Here is a 23467-nt window from a genome sequence, read left to right on the forward strand (position 1 = left end):
CCTTAGGGTCCGCCTTTTTTCGTTCTTGAAGGGTGGTCTTCAAAGGGCGGAGATGCCCCCGTCGAGCGTGATCGCCTGCCCGTTCATGAAGCTGTTCTGCGGCGAGGTGATCCAGAGCGCAGCATCCGCCATCTCCTGCGCGGTGCCGAACCGGCCGAGGGCGTTGAGCGGCGTTTCGAACCGCGTCTTCTCCGTCCCCATGGCGTCCAGCATCGGCGTATCGGTGAAGCTGGGGCAGAGCGCGTTGACCCGTATGCGCTGCTTGCGCAATTCGTGGGCGAGGGATCGGGTCAGGCCTACCACACCGTGTTTCGTGGCGGCATAGGCGGCAAGGCCGGGCGCGCCCGCCACACCGGCCAGCGAAGCCACGTTGAGGATGCGCCCGCCGTCGCGCATCGCCGGGATCTCTGCCTGAAGCGCGTTGAAGGTGCCGGTCAGGTTGACGGCGATCAGGCGGGCCCAGTCGTCCTGAGAGAGCTTCGCCAGCGGTCCGAAGGGGCCGGAGATCCCCGCGTTGTTGATCGCGATGTCGAGGGGACCGAACCGTTCCTGCGCCTCGGCGACCATCGCGCGGACGGTTGCGGCGTCGGTCACGTCGCAGGGCAGGGGAAGGATGTCTTCGCCCGAGGGCAGATTTGCAATGTCGAGGTCCGACAGGATCAGCTTTGCCCCGGCGCGCGCAAAACTGTCAGTCATGGCGCGCCCGATGCCGCCCGCCGCGCCGGTGATCAGGACGGTCTGTCCGGTCAGGTCGATGTGCATGTCGTGCTCCCCCTTTGGCTCAGGGGATCACGTTTGCACGGTGCGGGGAAGAGGTCAGTCGACGGGTTCGAAATAGTCGCCATGTTCCGCGCGCACCCGGGCCAGAACGTGCCGGATGTCGGCCAGGTGGTTGCGCAGCTGCGCCTCGGCACTGGCGGTATCGCCGCGCGTCAGCGCGTCGACGATGCCCTGGTGTTCCGCGTGGACCTGGCGCTGGCGTTTGCCGGACAGGGTCAGGAAGCGCACGCGGTCCATGTGGGCCTTCTGTTCCTGTATCAGCTCCCACGCGTGCGGATGCCCGGCGATCTCGCTGATCAGCAGGTGGAAGGCGTCGTCGAGCGCGTGGAAGACGGCGCGGTCCGATTCCTCCAGCGCCGCCTCCTGCCGGTCAAGGCTGGCGCGCAGGCGGGCTGCGGCCTCGGGCGTCATTTGCCGGGCCGCCTCGCGCAGGCATTCGCATTCGATGGCCGTGCGGATGAAGGCCGCGTTCAGCACGGCCTTGGGCGAAATCTTCGAGATCAGCGTGGCGCGCTGCGGGCGGATCAGCAGGAAGCCCAGCTTCGACAGGCGGAAGAAGGCGTCGCGCACGGGCTGCCGGGACACGTCGAGCTGCTGGGCGATCTCGGCCTCCGACACCCGCGTGCCGGGCGGGAGCTGAAGGGAGATCACCGCCTCGTAAAGCGTGTCGAAGACCATGTCCGTGGCGGACTTCTGGGTCAGGGGGGCAAGGGGCGTAATGGTGATCTCTGACATCTGGTCTCCGCCGGATTGGTTTGCGCAGATTAGCGGGCGGGCCGCGTTGACACAATTGGACAACTAGCATATTAGCAGATCAAGTTGGAAATTTGGAGTGTAAGATGCCTCTGACCGATCCCGATCGCCTTTTTCCGGTAGAACCGGGTCTGCGTGGGCTGGCACGGGATCTCTATGGCAGCGTCAGGGACATGCCGATCGTCAGCCCGCACGGGCATTGCGATCCGCGCTGGTTCGCCGAGAACGAGCGATTCCCGAACCCCGCAGAATTGTTCGTGATTCCCGACCATTACGTGTTCCGAATGCTGGTCTCGCAGGGGGTGGCGCTGAGCGATCTGGGCGTGCCGCGCGTCGACGGCGGCGCGACGGAGGCGGATCCGCGCGCCATCTGGCGGCAGTTCGCAGAGAACTATCACCTGTTCCGGGGCACGCCGTCGTCGATGTGGCTCGACCACTCCTTCGAGCATGTCTTCGGCCTTGACGAGGTGCTGTCGGCGGCCAATGCCGATGCGATTTACGATTTCATCGATGCGAAGCTGGGGCAGGACGACTTCCGCCCGCGCGCGCTGTTCGAACGCTTCGGAATCGAGGTCCTGGCCACCACCGAGGGGGCGCTGGACGACCTGAAATGGCACCAGATGATCCGCGAGAGCGGGTGGGGCGGACGGGTTGTCACCACGTATCGCCCCGACGCCGTTGTCGATCCGGAGTTCGAGGGATTCGCCGCCAATGTCGAGGCCTTCGGCGCCGTGACCGGCGAGAACACCGCGACCTGGGACGGTTACCTGAACGCGCACCGCATACGGCGGCTGTTCTTCAAGACCTTCGGTGCCACCGCTTCGGACCACGGTCATGCCACCGCCCGGACAGAGAACCTGCCTAAGGCAGAGGCCTCGGCCCTGTTCCAGAAGGCGCTGAAGGGCGATTGCACCCCGGAGGAGGCCGACGCCTTCCGCGGCCAGATGCTGACCGAGATGGCGCGGATGTCGCTCGACGACAAGCTGACGCTGCAGATTCACCCCGGCAGCCGCCGCAACCACTCGGCCGGCGTCTACGCGATGCACGGGCGCGACAAGGGGTTCGATATTCCCGGACGCACGGACTACGTCGGCGCGCTGAAGCCGCTGCTGGATGCCGTGGGGATGGAGCCGAAGCTGAAGGTCATCCTCTTTACGCTGGACGAAACCACCTACGGGCGCGAACTGGCGCCGCTGGCCGGGGCCTATCCCTGCCTGCGCCTCGGCCCGCCGTGGTGGTTCTTCGACAGTTACGAGGGCATCCGGAAGTTCCGTGAGGCCACGACCGAGACCTGCGGCTTCTACAACACCGCCGGGTTCAACGACGACACACGGGCGTTCTGTTCGATCCCCGCGCGCCACGACGTCGCGCGCCGGTCGGACTGCGCCTATCTCGCGGGGCTCGTCGGAACGGGCCGCCTGCGGGAGAGCGAGGCGTACGAGGTCGCGGCCGACCTCACGTACAATCTGGCGAAGGATGCCTACGGGCTCTGATGCCGTTTCATCCAGGGAGGAGACTGACATGAAAATGAAGACAACCCTAGCGGCGCTCTTGGCGTCCGCGGCCATGGTGAGCGCGGCCAGCGCCTGCGAGATCACCCTGCGCTCGTCCGACACCCACCCCGAGGGCTACCCGACCGTGGTCGCCGTCGAGAAGATGGGCGAGATGCTGGAAGAGCGCTCTGACGGGCGCATCTGCGTCGAGGTGTTCCACTCCGCCCAGCTTGGCGAGGAAAAGGACACCATCGAGCAGACCCAGCTGGGCGTGATCGACCTGAACCGCGTCTCGCTCGGACCGTTCAACAACATCATCGAGGAAACCAAGGTCTTCTCGCTGCCCTACATCTTCCGCGGCACGGACCACATGCACGCGGTGGTCGACGGCGAAGTGGGTGAGAAGATCCTGAACGAGTTCCAGAACCACCAGCTTGTTGGCCTGGCCTATTACGACGGCGGCTCGCGGTCGTTCTACAACAGCCAGAAGCCGATCACCTCGATCGAGGACATGGAAGGGCTGAAGTTCCGTGTCATGCAGTCCGACGTCTTCGTCGACATGGTGGATGCGCTCGGGGCAAACGCCACGCCGCTGCCCTATGGCGAGGTCTACTCCTCGATCCAGACCGGCGTGATCGACGGGGCCGAGAACAACTGGCCGTCCTTCGAATCCTCGGGCCACTACGAGGTCGCGGGCTACTACACGCTCGACCAGCACCTGATCGTGCCGGAAGTTCTGGTCATGTCGCAGGCGTCGTGGAACAAGCTGTCGCCGGAAGACCAGGAACTGGTGCGCCAGGCCGCCAAGGACAGCGTGCCGATCATGCGCGAGCTCTGGGCCGAGCGAGAGAAGGCCTCCGAAGAGAAGGTCCGCGCCGCCGGTGTCGAGATCATCGAGGACATCGACAAGCAGCCGTTCATGGACGCCATGAACGCGGTCTACGACAAGCACGTGACCTCCGAAAAGCTGAAGTCGCTGGTCGATGAGATCCGCGCTGTCGAATAACTGACATCCCGGCGGGCCTGCCTTTGTGCAGGCCCGCCTTTTTTCCGGGGCGGGGCGGACCCGCGGGGGACCCATCATGCAAGAGACTGTGCTGAAACTGTCGGCGGTCGTTGCTCGGGCGACGAAGGTCTTCCTGTGGCTGGCGGGCGCCGGGCTGGTGGGCATGACGGCGCTGATCGGCTGGCAGGTCTGGGGCCGTTTCGTACTGAACGACACGCCTACATGGACCGAGACGACCTCCATCCTGCTGATGGGCTGGTTCATCTTCCTCGGCGCCGCGGTGGGCGTGCGCGAAGGCAACCATCTGTCGTTCGACGTGCTGCTCTACATCCTGCCGGAGCGTGTGCAGAGGTTCTTTCACACCGTCTCGGACCTCGTGGTCATCGCCTTCGGTGGCGGCATGGTCTGGTACGGCTGGCAACTGGCCGAGACGACATGGGCCACCACGATCCCGAACCTCGGGATCACCGGCGCGACCTCGTTCCTAAGCCTGATCGTCGGTGGCATCCTGATGATCCTGCTGTCGCTGGAGCGGCTGCTGAGACGCTCGGTCGGGCTGGCCACGTCGCGGTTCGGTGACGACGCCATAGAGGAATGAGCCGGCATCGGCCGGACGAACTGGCCCCGCGCGGGCATGGGATTTCGCCCTGAACGGGCAGGGGGCCGCGGCCCCGGCGAGGGAAACTGCATGGAACTGATCGTCCTTTTCGGCACCTTCACGGTGCTCCTGCTGATCGGCACGCCGGTCGCGTTCTGCCTCGGTGTGTCGTCCTTCGCGACCATCGCCTACATCGGCCTGCCGCCGGTGGTGGTGTTCCAGCGGCTGAACTCCGGCATCTCGGTCTTCGCGTTGCTGGCCATCCCGTTCTTCATCTACGCGGGCGAACTGATGGTGCGCGGCGACATCGCGCGAAGGCTGGTGGCGCTGGCAGGGGCCGCGGTCGGGCACATGCGCGGCGGGCTGGGGCAGGTGAACATCGCCGCATCGGTCCTGTTCGGCGGCATCTCGGGCTCGGCGGCGGCTGACGCCTCCGCCATCGGCGGCCTGATGATCCCGCAGATGGAGGAACGCGGCTACGGCAAGGACTACGCGGTGAACGTGACGGTGACCTCCTCGATCATCGCGCTGATGCTGCCGCCCTCGCACAACCTCATCATCTATTCGATCTCGGCGGGCGGGCGGCTGTCCATCGCCGACCTATTCACCGCCGGCATCATCCCCGGGCTGCTGCTGGCCTTTGCGCTCATGGTGGCGGCATGGGCCGTCGCAAGGAAGCGCGGCTACCCGACAGAGCCGTTCCCCGGCGCCCGCGCCATGCTGGGCCTGCTACTGAGCGCGGTCCCCGGTCTGATCCTCGTGGCGATCATCTTCGGAGGCGTGCGCTCGGGCGTTTTCACCGCATCGGAATCGTCGTGCATCGCGGTGATCTACGCGCTGGCGGTGACGTGGTTCGTCTACCGCTCCCTGCCGTGGGGAGAATTCGTTGCGGCGACCATGTCGGCGGTCCGGACGTCTTCGATGGTGCTGCTGGTCATCGGATCGGCGGCGGCCTTCGGCTGGCTCCTTGCCTACCTGCGCGTGCCCGCCGACCTCGTGTCCTGGATGAAGGGGCTCAGCGACAACCCGATCCTCATCATGCTGCTCCTGAACGTGGCGCTGCTGTTCCTCGGCACCTTCATGGACATGTCGCCGCTGATCGTCATCACCACGCCGATCTTCCTGCCGGTCGCCACGGCCTATGGCGTCGACCCGGTGCAGTTCGGCATCATCCTGATCCTCAACCTGGGCATCGGGCTCTGCACGCCGCCGGTGGGGGCGGTGCTGTTCGTCGGCTGTGCCGTGGGCCGCATCCGCATCGGCGAGGTGATCCGCACGATCTGGCCGTTCTACCTCGCCTCGCTCGCCGTGCTGATGCTGGTGACCTATGTCCCGGCGCTGTCGCTCTGGCTGCCCGCCGTCTTCCGATAGGAGAACCCCAATGCTGAAGACCTATCCGCGCGCTTTTCCCGATCCCGGCGTCACCCGACAGGTCCTGTCGGAGCGCCCCGAACTGATGGTCGTGTCCTTCTGCTTCGAGGAAGGCGCCGAGGGCAAGCTGCACGACCATCCCCACATCCAGTCCACCTACGTGAAGTCAGGCAAGTTCCGGTTCCAGGTCGCGGACGAGGTGTTCGACGTCCGGCCCGGGGACAGCTTCGTGATCCCCTCCGGCGCGCGCCACGGCTGCATCTGCCTCGAGCAGGGCGAGCTGATCGACACCTTCACACCCCGACGCGACGATTTCCTGTAAGGAGAAGACATGACGACCAACGCCGAAACCCGCTATGCCATCGACCCGGCCACCACCAAGGGGCTGGACACGCAAGGCCTGCGCGATCATTTCCACGTCGGCGGCCTGTTCGCGGAAGGCGAGATCAAGCTGGTCTATTCGCATTACGACCGCCTCATCCTCGGCTCTGCCGTGCCGGCGTCTGGCCCGCTGGTGCTCGACCACGTGCCGGAGACCGGGACGGCCACGATCCTCGAACGCCGCGAGATGGGCATCCTGAACATCGGTGAGGCCGGGTCCGTCGAGGTCGGCGGCGAAAGCTACACCATCGGTAAGGGAGAGGTCCTTTACGTCGGCATGGGCTCCGGCGCCGTGACGTTCAATGCGCCCGGGCGGTACTACGTGCTGTCCGCACCCGCGCACCGTGCCTGCCCGACCAAGCTCGTGACCTTCGAGATGGCCCGCCACGTCGAGCTGGGCGCGCAGGAGACCAGCAACGAACGGACGATCCACCAGTTCGTGCACCCCGAGGTGGTCGAAAGCTGCCAGCTTGTGATGGGGTACACCCAGTTCAAGCCCGGCTCGATCTGGAACACCATGCCCTGCCACCTGCACGACCGCCGGATGGAAGCGTATCTCTACTTCGACATTCCCGAAGGGCAGCGCGTCTTCCACTTCATGGGCAAGCCCGAAGAGACCCGCCACATGGTCATCGCCAACGAAGAGGCGATCATCTCTCCGCCGTGGTCGATCCACGCCGGTGCGGGCACCTCGGCCTACACCTTCTGCTGGGCGATGGCAGGCGACAACGTCGACTTCACCGACATGGACATGGTGGCGATGGAGGACCTGCGTTGAGTTTCCGGATCGACGGCAAGCGGGCGCTGGTCACCGGCGCCAACACCGGCATCGGCCAGGCCATCGCGGTGGGACTGGCAGAGGCGGGCGCGCACGTGATCGCCGCCGGCCGCCGCTCCTGCGCGGAGACGGTCGCGGCCTGTGAGGCTGTGGGCGGCACGGCGGAGGAGCTGATGCTGGACCTCGCCGACATCGACGCCTGTGTGGCGGCCCTGCCGGACGACCTCGACATCCTCGTGAACAATGCGGGCATCATCCGCCGCGAGGACACGGTCGACTTCTCGGAGGCGGACTGGGACGACGTGATGGACGTGAACCTCAAGGCCGTCTTCATGCTGTGCCAGCGGTTCGCGAAGAACGCCCTAGCGCGCGACGCGGGCGGGCGGATCGTCAACATCGCCTCGCTCCTGTCCTTCCAGGGCGGCATCCGCGTGCCGTCCTACACCGCCTCCAAACATGGTGTCGCGGGCCTGACGAAGATCTTCGCCAACGAATGGGCCGCGAAGGGCATCAACGTCAACGCCGTGGCCCCGGGCTACATCGCGACCAACAACACCGAGGCGCTGCGCAACGATCCCGACCGCAGCAAGGCGATCCTCGACCGCATCCCGGCGGGCCGGTGGGGCGATCCGGAGGATATCGCCGGGGCAGTGGTCTTTCTCTGCACGCCCGCGGCGAAGTACGTGACCGGCGCGGTCCTGAACGTGGATGGAGGCTGGCTTGCCCGATAGGCTGAAGCGGACGGGCGACGCGCCCGAGGTCGGCATCGTGCATCTTGGCCCGGGGGCGTTCTTCCGCGCCTTTAACGCGATCTACACCGACGAGGTGCGCGGCGACGCGCCCTGGGGGATCTGCGCCGTCTCGCTGAAGTCGCCGACCGCGCGCGACCAGCTCATGCCGCAGGGCGGCGCCTACACGGCGGTCGAACTGGGGCCCGAGGGCGAGGTGCGCCGCGTGATCGGCTCCATCGCCCGCGTGCTGGTGGCACCGGAGGACCCGGCGGCGGTGGTCGACGCCATGGCCGATCCGGCGGTCAGGGTCGTGTCACTGACGATCACCGAGAAGGGCTATTGCCACAATCCCTCCACCGGGGCGCTGGACCCTGCGCATCCCGACATCGTGCACGACCTCGAAAACTCAGGCGCGCCGCGGTCCGCTGTGGGCTTCATCTGCGCCGCGCTGGACCGCCGCCGCACGCAAGGCGAGGCACCCTTCACCGTGCTGAGCTGCGACAACCTGCCGTCGAACGGCGTGCTGGCGAAAGGTGTCGTGCTGGACTTCGCCCGCCGCGTCTCGCCGGAACTGGCCGACTGGATCGCTGCCGAGGTGCCGTTCCCGGCGACCATGGTGGACCGCATCACGCCCGCCACGACGGAGGCTGACGTGTCCCGGCTGGCCGAGGCGGAGGGCTATGAAGACCCCGCCATGGTGGTGCACGAACCCTTCCGGCAATGGGTGATCGAGGACCGTTTTGCCTCTGGCCGCCCGGACTGGGACAAGGCCGGCGCGCAATTCGTGGAAAGCGTCGAGGCGCACGAGCTGATGAAGCTGCGCTGCCTGAACGGCACGCATTCGACGCTGGCCTATCTGGGTTACCTCGCCGGACACGAAACGATCTCGGACGCGGTGGCCGACCCGGTCTTTGCCGCGCTGTGCGAACGGCTTTGGGCGGAGGAGATCCTGCCGACCGTGCCGCAGCCCGAGGGCGAGGACCTGCCGGCCTATGCCGCAGCACTGCTGGAGCGGTATCGCAACCCCGCGATCCGTCACCGCACGTGGCAGATCGCGATGGACGGCTCGCAGAAGTTGCCGCAGCGGCTGCTCGGCACCATCCGCGATAATCTGCAGGACGGCCGGGTCCCGACAGGCCTGTGCCTCGCCGTGGCGGGATGGATGCGCTACGTGGGCGGCGTGGACGAGAAGGGCGCGACCATCGACGTGCGCGATCCGCTGGCAGACCGGCTCAAGGCCGCCTCCGACGGCGCGGAGACCCCGGAAGAGAAGGTCGCGGCACTTCTGGAGATCCGCGATGTCATTGACGAGGGGCTGGCCGGGAACGCGGCGTTTCGCGATGCGGTGACGGCGGCCTACGTGTCGCTGGCCGGGAAGGGCGCGCGCGCCTCGGTCGCGGACTACCTCGACGGCAAGTGAGCAGGGCGGGCTTCGGCCCGTCCCTTCCTCAGTCGGGGCGGCGTCTACGGCCTGCGCCCGGTTTCGCGGTAGACGGAGGGGCTGGCGCCGAGGTGGCGCTTGAACATCCGGCTGAAGAAATACGGATCCGTATATCCCAGTTCCGCCGCCACCGCCTTTACCGACAGGCCCTGGCCCAGGCGGTTGGCGGCGAATTCCATCCGTTTGCGTTCCCGGAACTTCTGCGGCGTCAGGCCCATCCGGTCGCGAAAGGCACGGCGGAAGTAATCCTCGTTGTAGCCGAGGCTCTGCATGGCTTCCTCAAGGGCGGCCCCCAGCGGGTCGGAGGACAGGCGCGTGGCCACCCGCATGATCTGGATCGACAGGTGATCCTGCGAATCCGGTGCGGCATCCTCCACCTTCCAGCCGAGAAACGCGTCCTCCAGCACCGCCAGCAGGAGCACCATGAACTGGTGGTGCTGAATGAGCGTGGTGCTGCCGTGGGGCACCGTGGCGTGGTAGTCGGTCGCGGTGTGGCAGAGGCTGTCCCAGCGGCTGAGCCGCACGGACGGTGCAAGGTCGAGCTGCCCGATCAGGTCACCGCGCCCGAAGAGATCCAGCGAGAAGTGCTGCGCGATGCCGGTGAAGGTCTCCTCTCCCCCTCCATGGCGCCCGCGGAACCTTGTCCACGCCGGGATCAGCATGGCATGGCCGGGGGTCAGCGTGACCTCCGTCCCGTAGTCGCCCAGCACGTACTTTCCCGCGCCCGACAGGCAGATCACGAGGTCATGGACCGGGTTCACCTTGTCGATGGACCAGCGCGGGCCGTGGCGCATGCGGATCGTCGAGCGGGCCAGCGTCAGGGACAGGGACCGCATCGGAATGTGCTGAAGTGGCGAATGTTCGATTTCGTCCATCATTTTCTCGGAATACCAGCATTCCGAACGGCTGACTAGCATATTACTGTGATTCAACGGCGGCGAAAATCCAGAGGAGTGGGTGAAACGGTGCCTTTCCAGAGGAGGAGTTGCGAGTGTGCACGTAACGCGTGTGACCTTGCAGAGACGACATGCACAAATCCGGAGACACACTTCCCGTCAGGATCGCCTTCGTGGGCGGAGGGTCGCTGAACTGGGCGCTGACGCTCATGGCCGATCTGGCAGAGGACACGCGGCTGGCGGCAGAGGTCAGGCTTTTTGACATCGACCCGACGGCCGCCGAACGCAACGCCCGGATCGGCGCCCGCTACGCGGAGGTGTCGAAGGGCACGCCCGCGACCTACCGTGCCTGCCGCTCCCTGCCGGAGGCTCTGGAGGGGGCCGACGTGGTGGTGATATCGATCCTGCCGGGCCGGTTCGAGGACATGGGCCACGACATCGCCATCCCTGCGGAATACGGGATCGCGCAGGCCGTGGGCGACACGGTGGGGCCGGGCGGGTTTGTCCGGGCGATCCGATCGGTACCGATGCTGGCCGAGATCGGACGGGCCGTCCGCGACCATGCGCCCGAGGCCTGGGTCTGCAACCTGACCAATCCGATGAGTTGCCTGACCGGCGCGCTCTACGCAGCCTTCCCGGGCATCAAGGCCTGGGGCGAATGCCACGAGGTGACAAAGATCCGCCGGCAGGTGGCGGCGCTGGCCGGGGAGGGTGCCTCGCATCGCGATGTCGAGGTCTCGGTCGCCGGGATCAACCATTTCACCTTCGTCACCCGCATCGCCCTGCACGGGCGCGACATGCTGCCGGACTACCGCGCCTGGGCAGAGGCGCACCGTGAAGACGGTTCCTTCCTGACCGAACCCGGCAAGGACGAAGAGCATGCCCGCTACTTCGGCAGCCGTTGCCGGGTTGCATTCGACCTTGGCGCGCGCTTCGGCGTGCCCGCCGCGGCAGGCGACCGGCACTTGGCGGAGTTCCTGCCCGGCTATCTCGACGACCCGGAGCGCTGGGGCTTTGCCCTCACGCCGGTAGACTACCGCATCCGCGACCGCGCCGCGAAACAGGCGCGGGCGGAGGCCTTGGCGGAGGGGCAGGGGACGCCCGCCGCCAGACGCTCGGACGAGGCGATGGTCGATCAGATTGTCGCCCTGAAGAGCGGCGCGCCCTTCGTCAGCAACGTCAACCTGCCCAACACCGGGCAGATGCCCGGCCTGCCGCTTGACGCGGTGGTGGAAACCAACGCCATGTTCTCCGGCCTCGGCATCGTGCCGATGGTGGCCGATCCCTTGCCCGCACCACTCACGGACATACTGCGGGACCATGCGGACCGGCAGACGGCGCTTGTCGGCGCGGTCATGGAAGGGGACGGCGGAGCGCTTTTCCCGCTGTTCCATTCCGACCCGCTGGTGCGCCACCTCGACACCGCCACGGCCCGCGCGATGTTCGCCGAGATGCTGGCGGCGACGGCACAGTGGTTGCCGGACAACCTGCGGGGTGCGGCCTGATGGGCGGAGACAGCAAGTTCCTCGGGCTGTGGTTCGTCGCGCCCTACATCATCGGGCTGGCGCTGTTCACCGCCTTCCCCTTCGTCGCGTCCTTCTATTTGAGTTTCACCGACTATGACCTGCTGAGCAGTCCGGAGTGGGTGGGCACGAAGAACTACGAGAAGCTGTTCACCCGCGACCGGACCTTCGACAAGTCGCTGAGCGTGACGTTGACCTATGTCGCGATGACCGTGCCGCTGAAGCTGATCTTCGCGCTGTTCATCGCGGTGGTGCTGAACTACCGGCTGCGCGGTATCAACCTGTTCCGCACGGCCTATTACGTGCCGTCGATCCTTGGCGGCTCCATCGCGATTGCCGTGCTGTGGCGCTACATGTTCGCCAACACCGGGCTCGTCAATATGGTCCTCACGGGCCTTGGGTTCGAAGCGGTCAACTGGTTCGGCGATCCCGACAACGCACTGATCACGCTGACCCTTCTGCGCTGCTGGCAGTTCGGGTCGGCCATGGTGATCTTCCTCGCCGCGCTGCAATCGGTGGACAGGTCGCTCTACGAGGCGGCGGCCATCGACGGGGCGAACCCCTGGCACATCTTCCGCTACATCACCCTGCCGCTCATCACGCCGGTGATCTTCTTCAACCTCATCATGCAGACCGTGCAGGCGTTCCAGGAGTTCAACGGACCCTACATCATCACCCAGGGTGGACCGCTGAAGTCCACCTACCTGCTGCCCCTCTACATCTACGACGAGGCCTTCAAGAGCTTCGACATGGGGTATGCGTCGGCCATCGCCTGGGTGCTGTTCGCGATCATCATGGTGCTGACCCTCCTGGCCTTCTGGTCCTCGAAGAAGTGGGTCTACTACGCCGGCGACAAGAGGAGCTGAGCACATGGTTTCCCTCTCGGACCTGCCCGACACCACCCGCGACGACGCGCCGACCCAGCTGGAGATCCGGCTGCGCCGCAAGGCCCGGATCAACTCCGCCATCCGCTACGGGCTGCTGATCCTCGTGGGGCTGGTGATGATCTACCCGCTGATCTGGCTGATCGGCGCCTCGTTCAAGACCAACTCCGAGATGTTCTCCTCGGCGTGGTTCTGGCCGAAGGAGCCGACGCTCGACGGCTATGTCAAAGGCTGGCAGACCTCGACGCCCTACACCTTCGCCACGTTCTTCATCAACTCGATGCAGATCGTGATTCCGAAGGTGATCGGCACGGCGGTCTCCTGCACGCTGGTGGCTTACGGCTTTGCCCGTTTCGAGTTCCCGGGCAAGAAGGTGCTCTTCACCATCCTGATCGCCACGCTGCTGCTGCCCGACGTGGTGACGCGCATCCCGCAGTATCTGCTGTTCCGCGAATTGGGCTGGCTCGACACCTACCTGCCGCTGTTCGCGCCCTCGTGGCTGGCTGGCGATGCGTTCTTCGTCTTCATGGTGATCCAGTTCCTCCGCGCCATCCCGCGCGAGATGGAGGAGGCGGCGCGCTGCGACGGGGCGAACGTGGTGCAGACGCTGGTCTTCATCGTGGTGCCGATGCTGATGCCCGCGATCATCTCTGTCTGCCTGTTCCAGTTCATGTGGACAATGAACGATTTCCTCGGCCCGCTGATCTACGTCTCGACCGTCGAGAAATACCCTATCTCGCTGGCGCTCAAGCTGTCCATCGACGCGACCGAGGCCTTCGACTGGAACCAGATCCTCGCCATGACGGTGCTGGCGCTGACGCCCTCGCTGGTCGTGTTCTTCCTCGCTCAGAAGTCCTTCATCGAAGGCATATCCACGGGAGGTGTGAAAGGCTGATGGCCGAGTTGCATCTGAAGGGGGTCGAAAAGACCTACGGCAATGGCTTCAAGGCGGTGCACGGGATCGACCTGCACGTCAAGGAGGGCGAGTTCATGGTGCTGGTCGGCCCGTCCGGCTGCGCCAAGTCCACGACGCTCAGGATGATCGCGGGGCTGGAGACGGTGACCGGCGGCGAGATCGTGATCGGCGACCGGGTGGTCAACGATCTGGTGCCCGGCAAGCGCGGCATCGCGATGGTCTTCCAGAACTACGCGCTTTATCCGCACATGAAGGTGCACCGGAACCTGTCCTTCGGGCTTCGGCTGAAACGCGAACCGAAGGCGCAGATCGAGGCGAAGACGGCGGGTGTTTCCACGATCCTCGAGATCGGGGAGCTTCTGGACCGGCTGCCCAAGCAGCTCTCCGGCGGGCAGGCGCAGCGGGTGGCGCTGGGGCGCGCGCTTATCAAGCAGCCCGAGGTCTTCCTGTTCGATGAACCGCTGTCCAACCTCGACGCCAAGCTGCGCGCCTCCATGCGGGTGCGGATCACCGACCTGCACAAGCGCCTGAAGGACGAGGGCAGCCCGGCCACCGTCATCTACGTGACCCACGACCAGGTGGAGGCGATGACCATGGGCGACCGCATCTGCGTCATGAAGGACGGCCATATCATGCAGGTGGCCACCCCCGAGGAACTGTACGAACGTCCGGCGAACGCCTTCGTCGGCGGGTTCATCGGGATGCCGGAGATGAACCTGGTGGACGCCGTGCTGACGCGCGAGAACGGGCTGCCGGTGCTCACGGCAGGCGGGCAGAGCGTGGCCGTCCCGCAGGGGCTGGACGACCGGCTGGAGGTGGCGAACGGCCCCGCTACGCTGGGCATCCGCCCGCAGCACCTTGAGGTCGTGCCCGAGGGCGCGGCGGGCGCCTTCACCGGCGAGGTCAGGAACCTCGAATTCATGGGGCACGAGGTGAACCTCTTTGCCGACATCGGCGGAGCGATCTTCACCTGCGTGGTGCCCTCGCACCTCTTCGACAAGGGGCTGAAACGCGGCGACCGCGTCGGCCTGCGCCCGAAGGGGCACCGCATCCACGTCTTCGACAAGACCACCGGCGGGAACGTCTCGCTGGCAAGACCAACACCGGAGTTTCAAGGGAGGAGAACCGCATGAAACGACATATTCTGACGATCGCGCTTGCGACGACGGCACTTTGCACGACTGCCAATGCCGCAGAGCTGCGCATGAGCTGGTGGGGCGGCGACAGCCGTCACGCCGCCACGCAGGCGGCCCTGAAGGCCTGCGGCGAAAAGCACGGCCATACCATCAACCCGGAGTACACCGGCTGGGATGGCCATTTCGAGAAGCTGACCACGCAGATCGCCGGCAAGACAGAGGCCGACATCATGCAGGTCAACTGGCCGTGGCTGCCGATCTACTCGAAGAACGGCGACGGTTTCGCCGATCTCAACGCGTTTTCCGACACCATCGACCTGTCGAACTGGGACGCCTCGCAGCTTGAGGACGGCACCCGCAACGGCAAGTTGAACGGCCTGTCCGTTTCCACCACCGCGCGGCTTTTCGTGTTCAACACCACCACGTGGGAGAAGGCGGGGCTGGAGCTGCCGAAGACCTGGGACGACCTTGTCGCCGCTGGTCCGGTCTTTGCCGAGAAGCTGGGCGAGGACTATTACCCGTTCGAGGCCACGGCGCTCGACGCGGCGCTGATCGTCACGCTTTACGGCACGCAGATGACCGGCAAGCCGCTGATCGACCCGGCCACGAACGAGGTCATGTGGACAGAGGAAGAGCTGACGAAGGCCATCGAGTTCTATGGCACGCTGGTGGAGAACCACGTCGTGCCCAAGTGGCAGGACGTGGCGGCGGCGGGCAACGTGCCGCTCCACGAGAACGCGAACTGGACCGCTGGCAAGATCGGCGGCACCTACCAGTGGGATTCCACCTTCTTCAAGATCTCCGATCCGCTCGAAGACGGGCAGGAGATCGTCTACACCGACCTGCTGACCATGGACGGCCAGAAGACGGCGGGCGTCTACCGTAAGTCGTCGATGGTCTTCTCGATCTCGGCCAATTCGGACAACCAGCAGGCGGCGGCAGAGATCGTCAACTGCCTGCTGAACGAACCCGAAGGCGTCGAGGCGCTTGGCTCCACCCGTGGTGTCCCGGCGTCGAAGGCGGCGATCAAGCAGCTTTCCGACGCGGGCGCCATCGCGCCGATGCAGGTCGAGGCGCAGGACCGTGTCATGGCCGCCGAAGGCCCGGCGATCCACCCGATGATGGAGTTCCCGGACGTCCGCTCGGCCATGGAGGACAACCTCGAACTCTACGCCTACGGCGAGATCGACGCGGCCACAGCGGCGGACGAGATGATCTACGCCATCAAGGAAGCGCTGGAGGACATGGGCTCCTGACCCCTGGCTTTCGACGACAGGGCTGGCCGGGGCGCGTGTCCCGGCCAGCCGCCAACAGGATGGACATCGACATGACCGACATACAGGTCCTCGCCCTCAGCGCGCGGACGGTCTCTCTTCTATTGTGCCCGCCGGGGACGCGGTTCGCCTTGCCGGATCCCGTCCGCTGGACGCTGCTAGACGAACGGGGCGTACCGCTCGGGTCCGGGACGCAGACGGTCTGCGCACTGTTCCTAGACGGCCTGTCGCCGGACAGCGGCTACCGGCTGGAGACCTCCATCGGCACGCTGGACTTCGTAACCGAAGCCTGCGCGGGGCTGGTGGACGCCGGTGACCATGGTGTTTCGACCGATGCGTCGGACAACGCGCAGGCCTTTGCCCGCGCCGTGGCCGCCGTGCCGGATGGAGGCACGCTCAGGGTAGGGCCGGGGCGCTACCCGACCGGGCCGGTGTTCCTGAAGCCGCGCATGACGCTGCTTCTGGAAGACGGCGCGGAACTCTACGGCATCGCGGACCGCAGCGGCTGGCCGAAACTCGACGCCCTTGACCCAGAGGGCCGCGTCCTCGGCACGTGGGAAGGCGTGCCGGAACGATGCTTCGCGGCGCTGGTGACGGCGGTGGAGTGCGACGGGCTGACGATCACCGGCCGCGGCACCATCGACGGCGGCGGCGACCGGGGCGACTGGTGGACGTGGCCGAAGGAGACGCGGGATGGCGCGCGGCGCCCGAGGGCGCTGCAACTGATCCGCTGCCATGAGGCGCGGCTGACCGGCCTCACGGTGCGCAATGCGCCGTCTTGGACCGTGCACCCGGTGTTCTGCCGGAGCCTGCATGTCTCGAACCTGCGGATCGAGAACCCGCCCGACAGCCCCAACACCGACGGCCTCAACCCCGAAAGCTGCGAGGGGGTGGAGATTGCCTGCGTCGACTTTTCCGTCGGTGACGACTGCATCGCGGTCAAGGCAGGCAAGCGCGTGCCCGGGGGCGACAACAGCCACCTCGCGCCGTGCAGGGACCTGAACATTCATCATTGCCGCATGGCGCGCGGCCATGGGGCGGTGGTGCTGGGGTCGGAGATGTCCGGCGGGATCGAGGACGTGACCGTGCACGCCTGCGCCTTCGACGCCACCGACCGTGGGCTGCGCATCAAGACGCGACGGGGCCGGGGCGGGTTTGTCCGGCGGGTCCGCTTCTCGGACGTGGCGATGACGGACGTGCCGACACCGCTCGCGGTCAACGCCTTCTATTTCTGCGACGCGGACGGCAAGGACGACCGCGTCCAATCCCGCGCACCGGCCCCGCGCGACGCGGGCACGCCCGAGATATCGGACATAACCTTCACCGATGTGACGGCGACGGGGGTGACGGTTGCCGCCGCCGCGGTGCTTGGCCTGCCGGAGGCCCCGGTGCGCGGCCTCACGCTGACACGCTACCGGGTATCCTTTGACACCAACGCCGCGCCGGATGTGCCGCTGATGGCGCTGCACGTCCCGGAACTGCGCAACGCGGCCCTCTGGTCGGACTTCGCCGAGGTCGCGGGCGCGCCGGAGATCATGAACGAGAGGGAAGAGGCGCCATGCTGATGGAGTATTTCGACGCGTTCGCCCGCGACTACCGCGCCTACAAGGGCGGCGCGTGGTGTTACGAGGACGGCTGCGTCTATCGCGGGCTGGAGCTTCTGCACCGTGCCACGTGTGATCGCGTCTGGCTGGACCACCTGCTGCGGCTGATCTCGCCGCAGGTCGGGCCGGGGCCGTCGCTCGCCGGATACAGCCAGAGCGAGTACAACATCGACCACGTCATGGCAGGGCGCGCGCTTCTGTATCTCGACGAGGTGACGGGCGATCCGCGCTGGCTCGACGCGGCGGGGCTGCTGGTAGGGCAGCTCGAAACCCACCCGAGGACACGCTCCGGCGTGTGGTGGCACAAGCTGCGCTACCCCTGGCAGGTCTGGCTCGACGGTCTCTACATGGGCGCGCCCTTCGCCGTGGGATACGGGCTGCGCACCGGCGACGCCGCCATGGTGGAGGACGCCCTGAAACAGGTGGATACCGCGCTGGAAATGACGTGGGTGCCGGAGACCGGGCTTTACGCCCATGCCGTCGACGAGGTGCGCAAGCAGCCCTGGGCCGACGCGGTGACCGGCCACAACCCGGCACATTGGGCGCGGGCATTGGGGTGGCTGGCCATGGCGCTTGTCGATCTGCGCGACCTTGCCGGACCGGCACGCTTTGCCCCGCTCGAAGCACGGGCCACGGATCTTCTTTCGCGGATCGCGGCGCTTCGGCAGGAGGGCGGGCTTTGGCTGCAGGTCGTGGATCGACCGGACCTGCCGGGCAATTACGAGGAGGCCTCGGCCTCTGCCATGTTCACCTACGCGCTCTTGCGGGCGCGGGCGCTTGGCCTTTGGACAGGCGATGCGGAGGGCCTTGCCGATCTGCTGGTCCGGCGTGTCCTGCGCGACGGGCCGGACGGTCCCCGCATGGAGGACATCTGCCAGGTTGCGGGGCTGGGGATGTTCGAGGGACGGTTCCGCGACGGGTCCGCCGAATACTACCTGACCGAAGCGCGGGTTCCGGACGACGCCAAGGGGGTCGGGCCGCTCATGATGGCGGTGGCGGAAAACCTACTGGCGGAAGAGGCGGGTGCCCGGGAGCGCGTGCGCGCATGATCCCTGACCGCCTGGCAAAGGCGCGGGTCTTGGGCGACTGGCCAGAGGAGGCCGTCGAAGGTCCGGTGATCGAGGTGTCTCCGGACGGGCCGGTCAGCGACATACAGACCGCCATCGACCTCTGCCTGACCGGACGGACAGAGTTCGGCACGGCCCGGCGTGAGATCCGCATCGTGGCGGGCTTCTACCCAGGGCCGGTTGTGATCCCCGAGGGCGCGCCGCCGCTGACCCTGCGGGGCGATGGCCCGCGGGAGGTGATCGTCGCCGCACGTATAGATGCGCAGATGCCGGGCGAGGAATACGCGCGCCGTTTCGTTCCGCGGATCAGCACGATGCACCGCGACAGCCGCGCGCACTTCGACCGGATCGCCGCGCGGGAGGTCATCTCGACCGGCAACAGCGGTGTGCTGACCGTATTGGCCGAGGGCTGCCGCATCGAAGGCATGACCCTGCGCAACGATTATGCCTGCGACCGCGCGGCGGCCGCGCCTGAGGGCGCCTCACATGATATGGACGGGCGTTTTGCCGAAGGGCAGCACCAGGCCGTCGCCCTGCACGTGGCGGCGGACCGGGTCGCCCTTCACAACGTGCACCTGTCGTCCTTTCAGGACACGCTCTACCTTCAGGCGCCGCAAGGCAGCCCGGTGCCGCGTATCCATGTCTCGGACAGCCTGATCGAGGGGGATGTCGATTTCATCTTTGGCGGCGCGACGGCCTTTTTCGAGGGTTGCGAGGTCCGGTCAAGGGGCGCACGTGGCGCATCGAACTGGGCCACGGCCCCGTCCACCGCGCTGTCTTCGCCTTATGGGTTCGTCTTTCACCGCTGCGCGTTCCGCCATGACGGTACGGAGGCGGGCGCGAACGGGGGATGCCGCCTTGGCCGGCAATGGTTCGAAGGGGTGCGCGCCTCTCCCTACACCGATCCGGAGGTCCGGCTGACTGACAGGTCCTTCGCCGAAGGGGGCGAGAAGGGCATCAGCCGCCGCACGCTGGAGGCGGTGGGCAAATGCGCGCTGGTCGCGTGCGAGATCGGGCGACACATAAACCGGGAGGCGCCGTGGGACGACTGGGGCGCGCCTGGCACAGCGCGCCACCGACCGGTGCAGCCCGGCAGCGATGCGTTTCTTGAGCACCTTCAGGACTGGCTGCGCGACCGGGCGCCGGGGTTCGAGAGGCCGGAACCGTCCGAACCCTGGCTGGAGATCATCGACTGCCGCTGGCTCTAGGCGTCAGGGCAGGGGGATGTGTTCATCCCTGTCGGCGGGCGGCAGGTCGAACATGCCCTTGCCCCAATGCGCCGCGCGCCACTCTTCCTTGGCGGCCTCGATCCTGTCGCGGGAGGAGGCCACGAAGTTCCACCAGATGTAGCGCGGGCCGTTTAGGGTTTCTCCGCCCAGGGCCATCAGGCGCGCCCCTTCGGGACCGGCCTCGACAGTGATCGCGTCGCCCGGGCGGAAGACCATCATGCGGCCAGCCTCGAAAACCTGGCCTGCCACGCGGACCGATCCGGTCGAGACATAGATGCCCCGGTCCTCGTGATCGTCGGGCAGGGGAAAGCGGGCGCCGGCCTCCAGCGTCACGTCCAGATAGAAGGTGTCGGAATAGAGCGTGGCGGGCGCCGTGGCGCCGTAGGCCCTGCCAAGGATCAGCCGGGCCGAGACACCGCCGTCGTTGAACTCCGGCAGGCTGGCCTTGCCGTGGTGCTCGAACACCGGGTCGCTGTCTTCGCGATCCTCGGGCAGGGCGATCCACGTCTGGATGCCGAACAGGCTGTTGGGACCGGATCGGCCCTCGGCGGAGGTCCGTTCGGAATGCGTGACGCCCTTGCCTGCGATCATCCAGTTCAGCTCGCCCGGGCGGATGACCTGGTCGGCGCCGGTGGAATCGCGGTGATGGAAGTCGCCGCGGTAAAGGTAGGTGACGGTGCCGAGTCCGATGTGGGGGTGGGGCCGGACGTCGACGCCTTGCCCGGTCAGAAACTCCGCCGGGCCGGCCTGGTCGAAGAAGATGAACGGGCCGACCATCTGGCGCTGTGGGGCGGGCAGGGCGCGCCGCACCTCGAAATCGCCGAGGTCGCGTGCCCGGGGCACGATGACCGTTTCGATTGCGTCGGGGCCCGCGTCGTCGGGATGGCCCGGGGTCAGATTCGGATTCCAGCTCATGTCGGTGGCTCCTGTGGGACTGTCGACCGTGGGAAGATGATAAGCGCGCCGAGGGCGCGAGGCGACTCACGGATGCTGCGCGGGAACAAACACTTGACCCCCGCTCGACGCGAACAATACAATCTTTTGAAAACATATCGCGCGTAAAGAAATATGTGCGAATTCGCGGCGGGTCCGGGTGACGGGGTGCGGTTGCGACGGGACGAGGGGATCAGCAATGTCGGACCAGAGAATTCGGAACATGGAGCAATTCGCCACGGTCTGCGGCATCTCCCGTCCCACGTTGTCGAAGTACTTCCACGACCCGTCGAGCGTGCGCAAGTCGACCCGCCAGAGGATCGAGGATGCGCTCGAGGAATTCGACTACCGGCCCAATATCTTCGCGATCAACCAGAACCGGAAGCTGACGAAGAACGTGGGCATTGTGGTGCCCTATCTCGCCGACCCTTTCTTTGCGGAGATCGCACGCAATATCGAGACCATGGTGATCGAGGCGGGCTTCCGTCCGATCCTGCTGTCGTCGCACGGCAGCACCAGCCAGGAGATCGAGAATCTCGACAGCCTCCGGTCGATCAAGCCCGCCGGGGTGCTGATGGCGCCGCTTGGCCGGGCATCGGACCGCGACGCGGTGGAGGCCTTTTGCAGGGATGTGCCATCCGTCCTGTTCGACAGCAATATCAGTGGTTTGGGTGATGCTTTTGTGGGTCACGACAATCTGCAGGCCACCACATTGATCTGCGACTACCTGTGCCGTACCGGGAGTTCGCCGGCATTCTTCGAGATGCGCACCCCGACCAACCCGAACGCCTACCGGAGGCGCAAGGCCTACTCCGAAGCGATGGAGCGCGAGGGGCATCCCGTGCACCTTCTGCAGGTCGAGGGCGAGGACTGGGAGTTCGAGCGGATCGGCTACGAAGGCGGGCTGAAGCTGATCGAAGAGCGCGCTCTGCCCTCGGACACCATCCTGTGTTCGAACGACCGTCTCGCCATCGGGCTGCTGGCGGCCGCCTACGAGAAGGGCCTGCGCGTGGGGCGTGGATTCGGCACCTCGTTGCGCATTGCCGGACACGACGATCACCCGTTTTCGCGCTACACCTGCCCGTCGCTCACCACCGTCAGTCAGGACTACACCGCAATCGCAGAACGCAGCGTCGACCTGCTGTTCAAGCTGATAGACGGCGGCGAACGCACTGAAATCCGCCGGGAAATCCTGTTCGAGGGCAAACTTGTCATGCGAAACTCTGCGTAAAGTTTCTGCGTTGCGGCAAGAAAGAAATTTACGGGAGTAAAGAAATGGATTGACGGAGTGCGACACTTGGTCTTAGCTGTTGCCAGTTCGATCCAAGAGACCAAGGGAGGAAATTGGATGAAACTGAAGAGCGCACTGTTCGCAGTGAGCGCGCTCGTTTCTGTTGCCGCCACCGCGGCCACGGCCGAGACGCTGACCATCGCGACCGTCAACAACGGCGACATGATCCGGATGCAGGGTCTGACGAGCGATTTCACCGAAAAGACCGGTCATGAAGTGGAGTGGGTCACCCTCGAGGAAAACGTGCTGCGTCAGCGCGTGACCCAGGACATCGCCACCAAGGGCGGCCAGTTCGACATCATGACCATCGGCATGTACGAGACGCCGATCTGGGCCAAGAACGGCTGGCTCGTGGCGCTGGACGACCTCAGCGACAGCTATGACGCCGACGACATCCTTCCCGCCATGCGCGACGGCCTGTCCTACGACGGCACGCTCTACGCGGCACCGTTCTACGGTGAATCGTCGATGATCATGTACCGCACCGACCTGATGGAAGAGGCCGGGCTGGAAATGCCCGACGCCCCGACCTGGGACTTCGTGAAGGAAGCGGCCGAGGCGATGACCGACAAGGACGCCGAGATCTACGGCGTCTGCCTGCGCGGCAAGGCCGGCTGGGGCGAGAACATGGCCTTCCTGACCGCCATGTCCAACTCCTTCGGCGCGCGCTGGTTCGACGAGGACTGGACCCCGCAGTTCGACAGCGAGGCATGGTCCCAGACCCTGAACTTCTACCTCGACCTGATGAACAACTACGGTCCTCCGGGCGCGTCCACCAACGGCTTCAACGAGAACCTCGCGCTGTTCCAGCAGGGCAAGTGCGGCATGTGGATCGACGCCACCGTGGCGGCCTCCTTCGTGACCAACCCCAACGACTCCACCGTGGCGGACAAGGTCGGCTTCGCGCTGGCACCGGACGCCGGCAACGGCAAGCGGGGCAACTGGCTCTGGGCATGGGCACTGGGCATCCCGGCAGGCACCGCCAAGGAAGCCGCAGCCAAGGAGTTCATCGAGTGGGCGACCTCGAAGGATTACATCGAGCTCGTGGCCGAAAACGAAGGCTGGGCCAACGTTCCCCCGGGCGCGCGTACCTCGCTCTACGAGAACCCGGAGTACCAGAAGGTGCCGTTCGCCAAGATGACCCTCGAGAGCATCAACTCCGCCGACCCGCTTGAGCCGACCGTGGACCCGGTTCCGTACCAGGGCGTACAGTTTGTCGCGATCCCCGAGTTCGCCGGTATCGCAACCCAGGTTGGACAGGAATTCTCGGCAGCGCTGGCAGGCCAGCAGTCGGCAGAAGAAGCGCTGGAAAAGGCGCAGTCGATCACTGCCGAGGAAATGGAAGCCGCAGGCTACTAAGGCCTCCTCCCCGGTCCGGGGGC

The 23467-nt window shown here is 66.1% G+C and carries 22 protein-coding genes; 18 read left to right on the forward strand and 4 right to left on the reverse strand.

The annotated features are described in order from the left end of the window. Positions 1 to 39: 39 nt before the first annotated feature. On the reverse strand, positions 40 to 762 hold the full coding sequence (locus CDO87_RS17895; protein ID WP_100930039.1) for an SDR family NAD(P)-dependent oxidoreductase: 723 nt from the start codon (positions 760 to 762) through the stop codon (positions 40 to 42). 54 nt (positions 763 to 816) lie between these two features. After that, a complete protein-coding gene (locus tag CDO87_RS17900) occupies positions 817 to 1515 on the reverse strand; it encodes a GntR family transcriptional regulator (protein ID WP_100930040.1) in 699 nt (232 codons plus the stop codon). A gap of 104 nt (positions 1516 to 1619) precedes the next feature. Between CDO87_RS17900 and uxaC the strand changes: the two genes are divergently transcribed. The 8 genes from uxaC (at position 1620) to CDO87_RS17940 (ending at position 9311) form a co-directional block, all read left to right on the forward strand. Beyond that, positions 1620 to 3026, forward strand: coding sequence for a glucuronate isomerase (gene uxaC, locus CDO87_RS17905; RefSeq protein ID WP_100930041.1), 1407 nt, complete (start codon positions 1620 to 1622; stop codon positions 3024 to 3026). A 28-nt stretch (positions 3027 to 3054) separates the two neighbouring features. Beyond that, positions 3055 to 4032 carry a TRAP transporter substrate-binding protein gene (locus CDO87_RS17910; RefSeq protein WP_100930042.1) on the forward strand — a complete coding sequence of 326 codons (978 nt, stop codon included), beginning with the start codon at positions 3055 to 3057 and terminating at the stop codon, positions 4030 to 4032. Between the two features lie 76 nt (positions 4033 to 4108). Then, a complete protein-coding gene (locus tag CDO87_RS17915; RefSeq protein ID WP_100930043.1) occupies positions 4109 to 4630 on the forward strand; it encodes a TRAP transporter small permease in 522 nt (173 codons plus the stop codon). A 90-nt stretch (positions 4631 to 4720) separates the two neighbouring features. Continuing rightward, positions 4721 to 6001: a TRAP transporter large permease gene (locus CDO87_RS17920; RefSeq protein ID WP_100930044.1), complete on the forward strand. Its 1281-nt coding sequence runs from the start codon at positions 4721 to 4723 to the stop codon at positions 5999 to 6001. Between the two features lie 10 nt (positions 6002 to 6011). Further along, positions 6012 to 6323: a cupin domain-containing protein gene (locus CDO87_RS17925; RefSeq protein ID WP_100930045.1), complete on the forward strand. Its 312-nt coding sequence runs from the start codon at positions 6012 to 6014 to the stop codon at positions 6321 to 6323. A 9-nt stretch (positions 6324 to 6332) separates the two neighbouring features. Then, the gene (kduI, locus tag CDO87_RS17930) at positions 6333 to 7160 is read left to right on the forward strand and encodes a 5-dehydro-4-deoxy-D-glucuronate isomerase (protein WP_100930046.1); all 828 of its coding nucleotides are present in this window, start codon (positions 6333 to 6335) and stop codon (positions 7158 to 7160) included. After that, positions 7157 to 7891 carry a 2-dehydro-3-deoxy-D-gluconate 5-dehydrogenase KduD gene (kduD, locus tag CDO87_RS17935; RefSeq protein WP_100930047.1) on the forward strand — a complete coding sequence of 245 codons (735 nt, stop codon included), beginning with the start codon at positions 7157 to 7159 and terminating at the stop codon, positions 7889 to 7891. Before kduI ends, kduD begins: the two co-directional genes overlap by 4 nt. Then, a complete protein-coding gene (locus tag CDO87_RS17940; protein ID WP_100930048.1) occupies positions 7869 to 9311 on the forward strand; it encodes a mannitol dehydrogenase family protein in 1443 nt (480 codons plus the stop codon). The genes kduD and CDO87_RS17940 overlap by 23 nt, the downstream gene beginning before the upstream one ends. Positions 9312 to 9355: 44 nt before the next feature. Here the strand turns inward: CDO87_RS17940 and CDO87_RS17945 are convergent, their stop codons facing one another. Next, the gene (locus tag CDO87_RS17945; RefSeq protein WP_157815032.1) at positions 9356 to 10168 is read right to left on the reverse strand and encodes a helix-turn-helix domain-containing protein; all 813 of its coding nucleotides are present in this window, start codon (positions 10166 to 10168) and stop codon (positions 9356 to 9358) included. A gap of 191 nt (positions 10169 to 10359) precedes the next feature. Here CDO87_RS17945 and CDO87_RS17950 point away from each other — a divergent pair, with 191 nt between their 5' ends. The 8 genes from CDO87_RS17950 (at position 10360) to CDO87_RS17985 (ending at position 19840) form a co-directional block, all read left to right on the forward strand. Beyond that, the gene (locus CDO87_RS17950) at positions 10360 to 11733 is read left to right on the forward strand and encodes an alpha-galactosidase (RefSeq protein WP_100930050.1); all 1374 of its coding nucleotides are present in this window, start codon (positions 10360 to 10362) and stop codon (positions 11731 to 11733) included. Then, the gene (locus tag CDO87_RS17955; protein WP_100930051.1) at positions 11733 to 12617 is read left to right on the forward strand and encodes a carbohydrate ABC transporter permease; all 885 of its coding nucleotides are present in this window, start codon (positions 11733 to 11735) and stop codon (positions 12615 to 12617) included. The genes CDO87_RS17950 and CDO87_RS17955 overlap by 1 nt, the downstream gene beginning before the upstream one ends. A 64-nt stretch (positions 12618 to 12681) precedes the next feature. Beyond that, the gene (locus CDO87_RS17960) at positions 12682 to 13530 is read left to right on the forward strand and encodes a carbohydrate ABC transporter permease (protein WP_404944753.1); all 849 of its coding nucleotides are present in this window, start codon (positions 12682 to 12684) and stop codon (positions 13528 to 13530) included. Continuing rightward, positions 13530 to 14684 (forward strand): ABC transporter ATP-binding protein, encoded by a 1155-nt coding sequence (locus CDO87_RS17965; RefSeq protein WP_100930053.1) that lies wholly within the window; start codon positions 13530 to 13532, stop codon positions 14682 to 14684. The genes CDO87_RS17960 and CDO87_RS17965 overlap by 1 nt, the downstream gene beginning before the upstream one ends. Further along, on the forward strand, positions 14681 to 15943 hold the full coding sequence (locus tag CDO87_RS17970) for an ABC transporter substrate-binding protein (RefSeq protein ID WP_100930054.1): 1263 nt from the start codon (positions 14681 to 14683) through the stop codon (positions 15941 to 15943). Before CDO87_RS17965 ends, CDO87_RS17970 begins: the two co-directional genes overlap by 4 nt. A 71-nt stretch (positions 15944 to 16014) precedes the next feature. Then, positions 16015 to 17526 (forward strand): glycoside hydrolase family 28 protein, encoded by a 1512-nt coding sequence (locus CDO87_RS17975; RefSeq protein ID WP_100931023.1) that lies wholly within the window; start codon positions 16015 to 16017, stop codon positions 17524 to 17526. Continuing rightward, positions 17520 to 18614, forward strand: a complete 1095-nt coding sequence (locus tag CDO87_RS17980; protein WP_100930055.1) for a glycoside hydrolase family 105 protein — start codon at positions 17520 to 17522, stop codon at positions 18612 to 18614. The genes CDO87_RS17975 and CDO87_RS17980 overlap by 7 nt, the downstream gene beginning before the upstream one ends. After that, a complete protein-coding gene (locus CDO87_RS17985) occupies positions 18611 to 19840 on the forward strand; it encodes a pectinesterase family protein (RefSeq protein ID WP_100930056.1) in 1230 nt (409 codons plus the stop codon). Before CDO87_RS17980 ends, CDO87_RS17985 begins: the two co-directional genes overlap by 4 nt. 3 nt (positions 19841 to 19843) lie before the next feature. Here CDO87_RS17985 and CDO87_RS17990 read toward each other — a convergent pair whose 3' ends face one another. Further along, entirely contained in the window at positions 19844 to 20776 is a 933-nt protein-coding gene (locus CDO87_RS17990; protein WP_100930057.1) for a pirin family protein, read from the reverse strand. 217 nt (positions 20777 to 20993) lie between these two features. Between CDO87_RS17990 and CDO87_RS17995 the strand changes: the two genes are divergently transcribed. Together CDO87_RS17995 and CDO87_RS18000 are read left to right on the forward strand one after the other, a co-directional pair. Beyond that, positions 20994 to 22025: a LacI family DNA-binding transcriptional regulator gene (locus tag CDO87_RS17995; RefSeq protein ID WP_100930058.1), complete on the forward strand. Its 1032-nt coding sequence runs from the start codon at positions 20994 to 20996 to the stop codon at positions 22023 to 22025. 117 nt (positions 22026 to 22142) lie between these two features. Then, a complete protein-coding gene (locus CDO87_RS18000) occupies positions 22143 to 23444 on the forward strand; it encodes a sugar ABC transporter substrate-binding protein (RefSeq protein ID WP_100930059.1) in 1302 nt (433 codons plus the stop codon). Positions 23445 to 23467 lie beyond the last annotated feature (23 nt).

The organism is Sagittula sp. P11, assembly GCF_002814095.1.
Classification (GTDB): Bacteria; Pseudomonadota; Alphaproteobacteria; order Rhodobacterales; family Rhodobacteraceae; genus Sagittula.

Excerpts from the sequence above, each read along its gene's own strand:
- CDO87_RS17895 (WP_100930039.1), bottom strand. The coding sequence starts at position 762 with ATGCACATCGACCTGACCGGACAGACCGTCCTGATCACCGGCGCGGCG.
- CDO87_RS17900 (WP_100930040.1), bottom strand. The coding sequence starts at position 1,515 with ATGTCAGAGATCACCATTACGCCCCTTGCCCCCCTGACCCAGAAGTCC.
- uxaC (WP_100930041.1), top strand. The coding sequence starts at position 1,620 with ATGCCTCTGACCGATCCCGATCGCCTTTTTCCGGTAGAACCGGGTCTG.
- CDO87_RS17910 (WP_100930042.1), top strand. The coding sequence starts at position 3,055 with ATGAAAATGAAGACAACCCTAGCGGCGCTCTTGGCGTCCGCGGCCATG.
- CDO87_RS17915 (WP_100930043.1), top strand. The coding sequence starts at position 4,109 with ATGCAAGAGACTGTGCTGAAACTGTCGGCGGTCGTTGCTCGGGCGACG.
- CDO87_RS17920 (WP_100930044.1), top strand. The coding sequence starts at position 4,721 with ATGGAACTGATCGTCCTTTTCGGCACCTTCACGGTGCTCCTGCTGATC.
- CDO87_RS17925 (WP_100930045.1), top strand. The coding sequence starts at position 6,012 with ATGCTGAAGACCTATCCGCGCGCTTTTCCCGATCCCGGCGTCACCCGA.
- kduI (WP_100930046.1), top strand. The coding sequence starts at position 6,333 with ATGACGACCAACGCCGAAACCCGCTATGCCATCGACCCGGCCACCACC.
- CDO87_RS17940 (WP_100930048.1), top strand. The coding sequence starts at position 7,869 with ATGGAGGCTGGCTTGCCCGATAGGCTGAAGCGGACGGGCGACGCGCCC.
- CDO87_RS17945 (WP_157815032.1), bottom strand. The coding sequence starts at position 10,168 with ATGCGGTCCCTGTCCCTGACGCTGGCCCGCTCGACGATCCGCATGCGC.
- CDO87_RS17950 (WP_100930050.1), top strand. The coding sequence starts at position 10,360 with ATGCACAAATCCGGAGACACACTTCCCGTCAGGATCGCCTTCGTGGGC.
- CDO87_RS17955 (WP_100930051.1), top strand. The coding sequence starts at position 11,733 with ATGGGCGGAGACAGCAAGTTCCTCGGGCTGTGGTTCGTCGCGCCCTAC.
- CDO87_RS17965 (WP_100930053.1), top strand. The coding sequence starts at position 13,530 with ATGGCCGAGTTGCATCTGAAGGGGGTCGAAAAGACCTACGGCAATGGC.
- CDO87_RS17970 (WP_100930054.1), top strand. The coding sequence starts at position 14,681 with ATGAAACGACATATTCTGACGATCGCGCTTGCGACGACGGCACTTTGC.
- CDO87_RS17975 (WP_100931023.1), top strand. The coding sequence starts at position 16,015 with ATGACCGACATACAGGTCCTCGCCCTCAGCGCGCGGACGGTCTCTCTT.
- CDO87_RS17980 (WP_100930055.1), top strand. The coding sequence starts at position 17,520 with ATGCTGATGGAGTATTTCGACGCGTTCGCCCGCGACTACCGCGCCTAC.
- CDO87_RS17985 (WP_100930056.1), top strand. The coding sequence starts at position 18,611 with ATGATCCCTGACCGCCTGGCAAAGGCGCGGGTCTTGGGCGACTGGCCA.
- CDO87_RS17990 (WP_100930057.1), bottom strand. The coding sequence starts at position 20,776 with ATGAGCTGGAATCCGAATCTGACCCCGGGCCATCCCGACGACGCGGGC.
- CDO87_RS17995 (WP_100930058.1), top strand. The coding sequence starts at position 20,994 with ATGTCGGACCAGAGAATTCGGAACATGGAGCAATTCGCCACGGTCTGC.
- CDO87_RS18000 (WP_100930059.1), top strand. The coding sequence starts at position 22,143 with ATGAAACTGAAGAGCGCACTGTTCGCAGTGAGCGCGCTCGTTTCTGTT.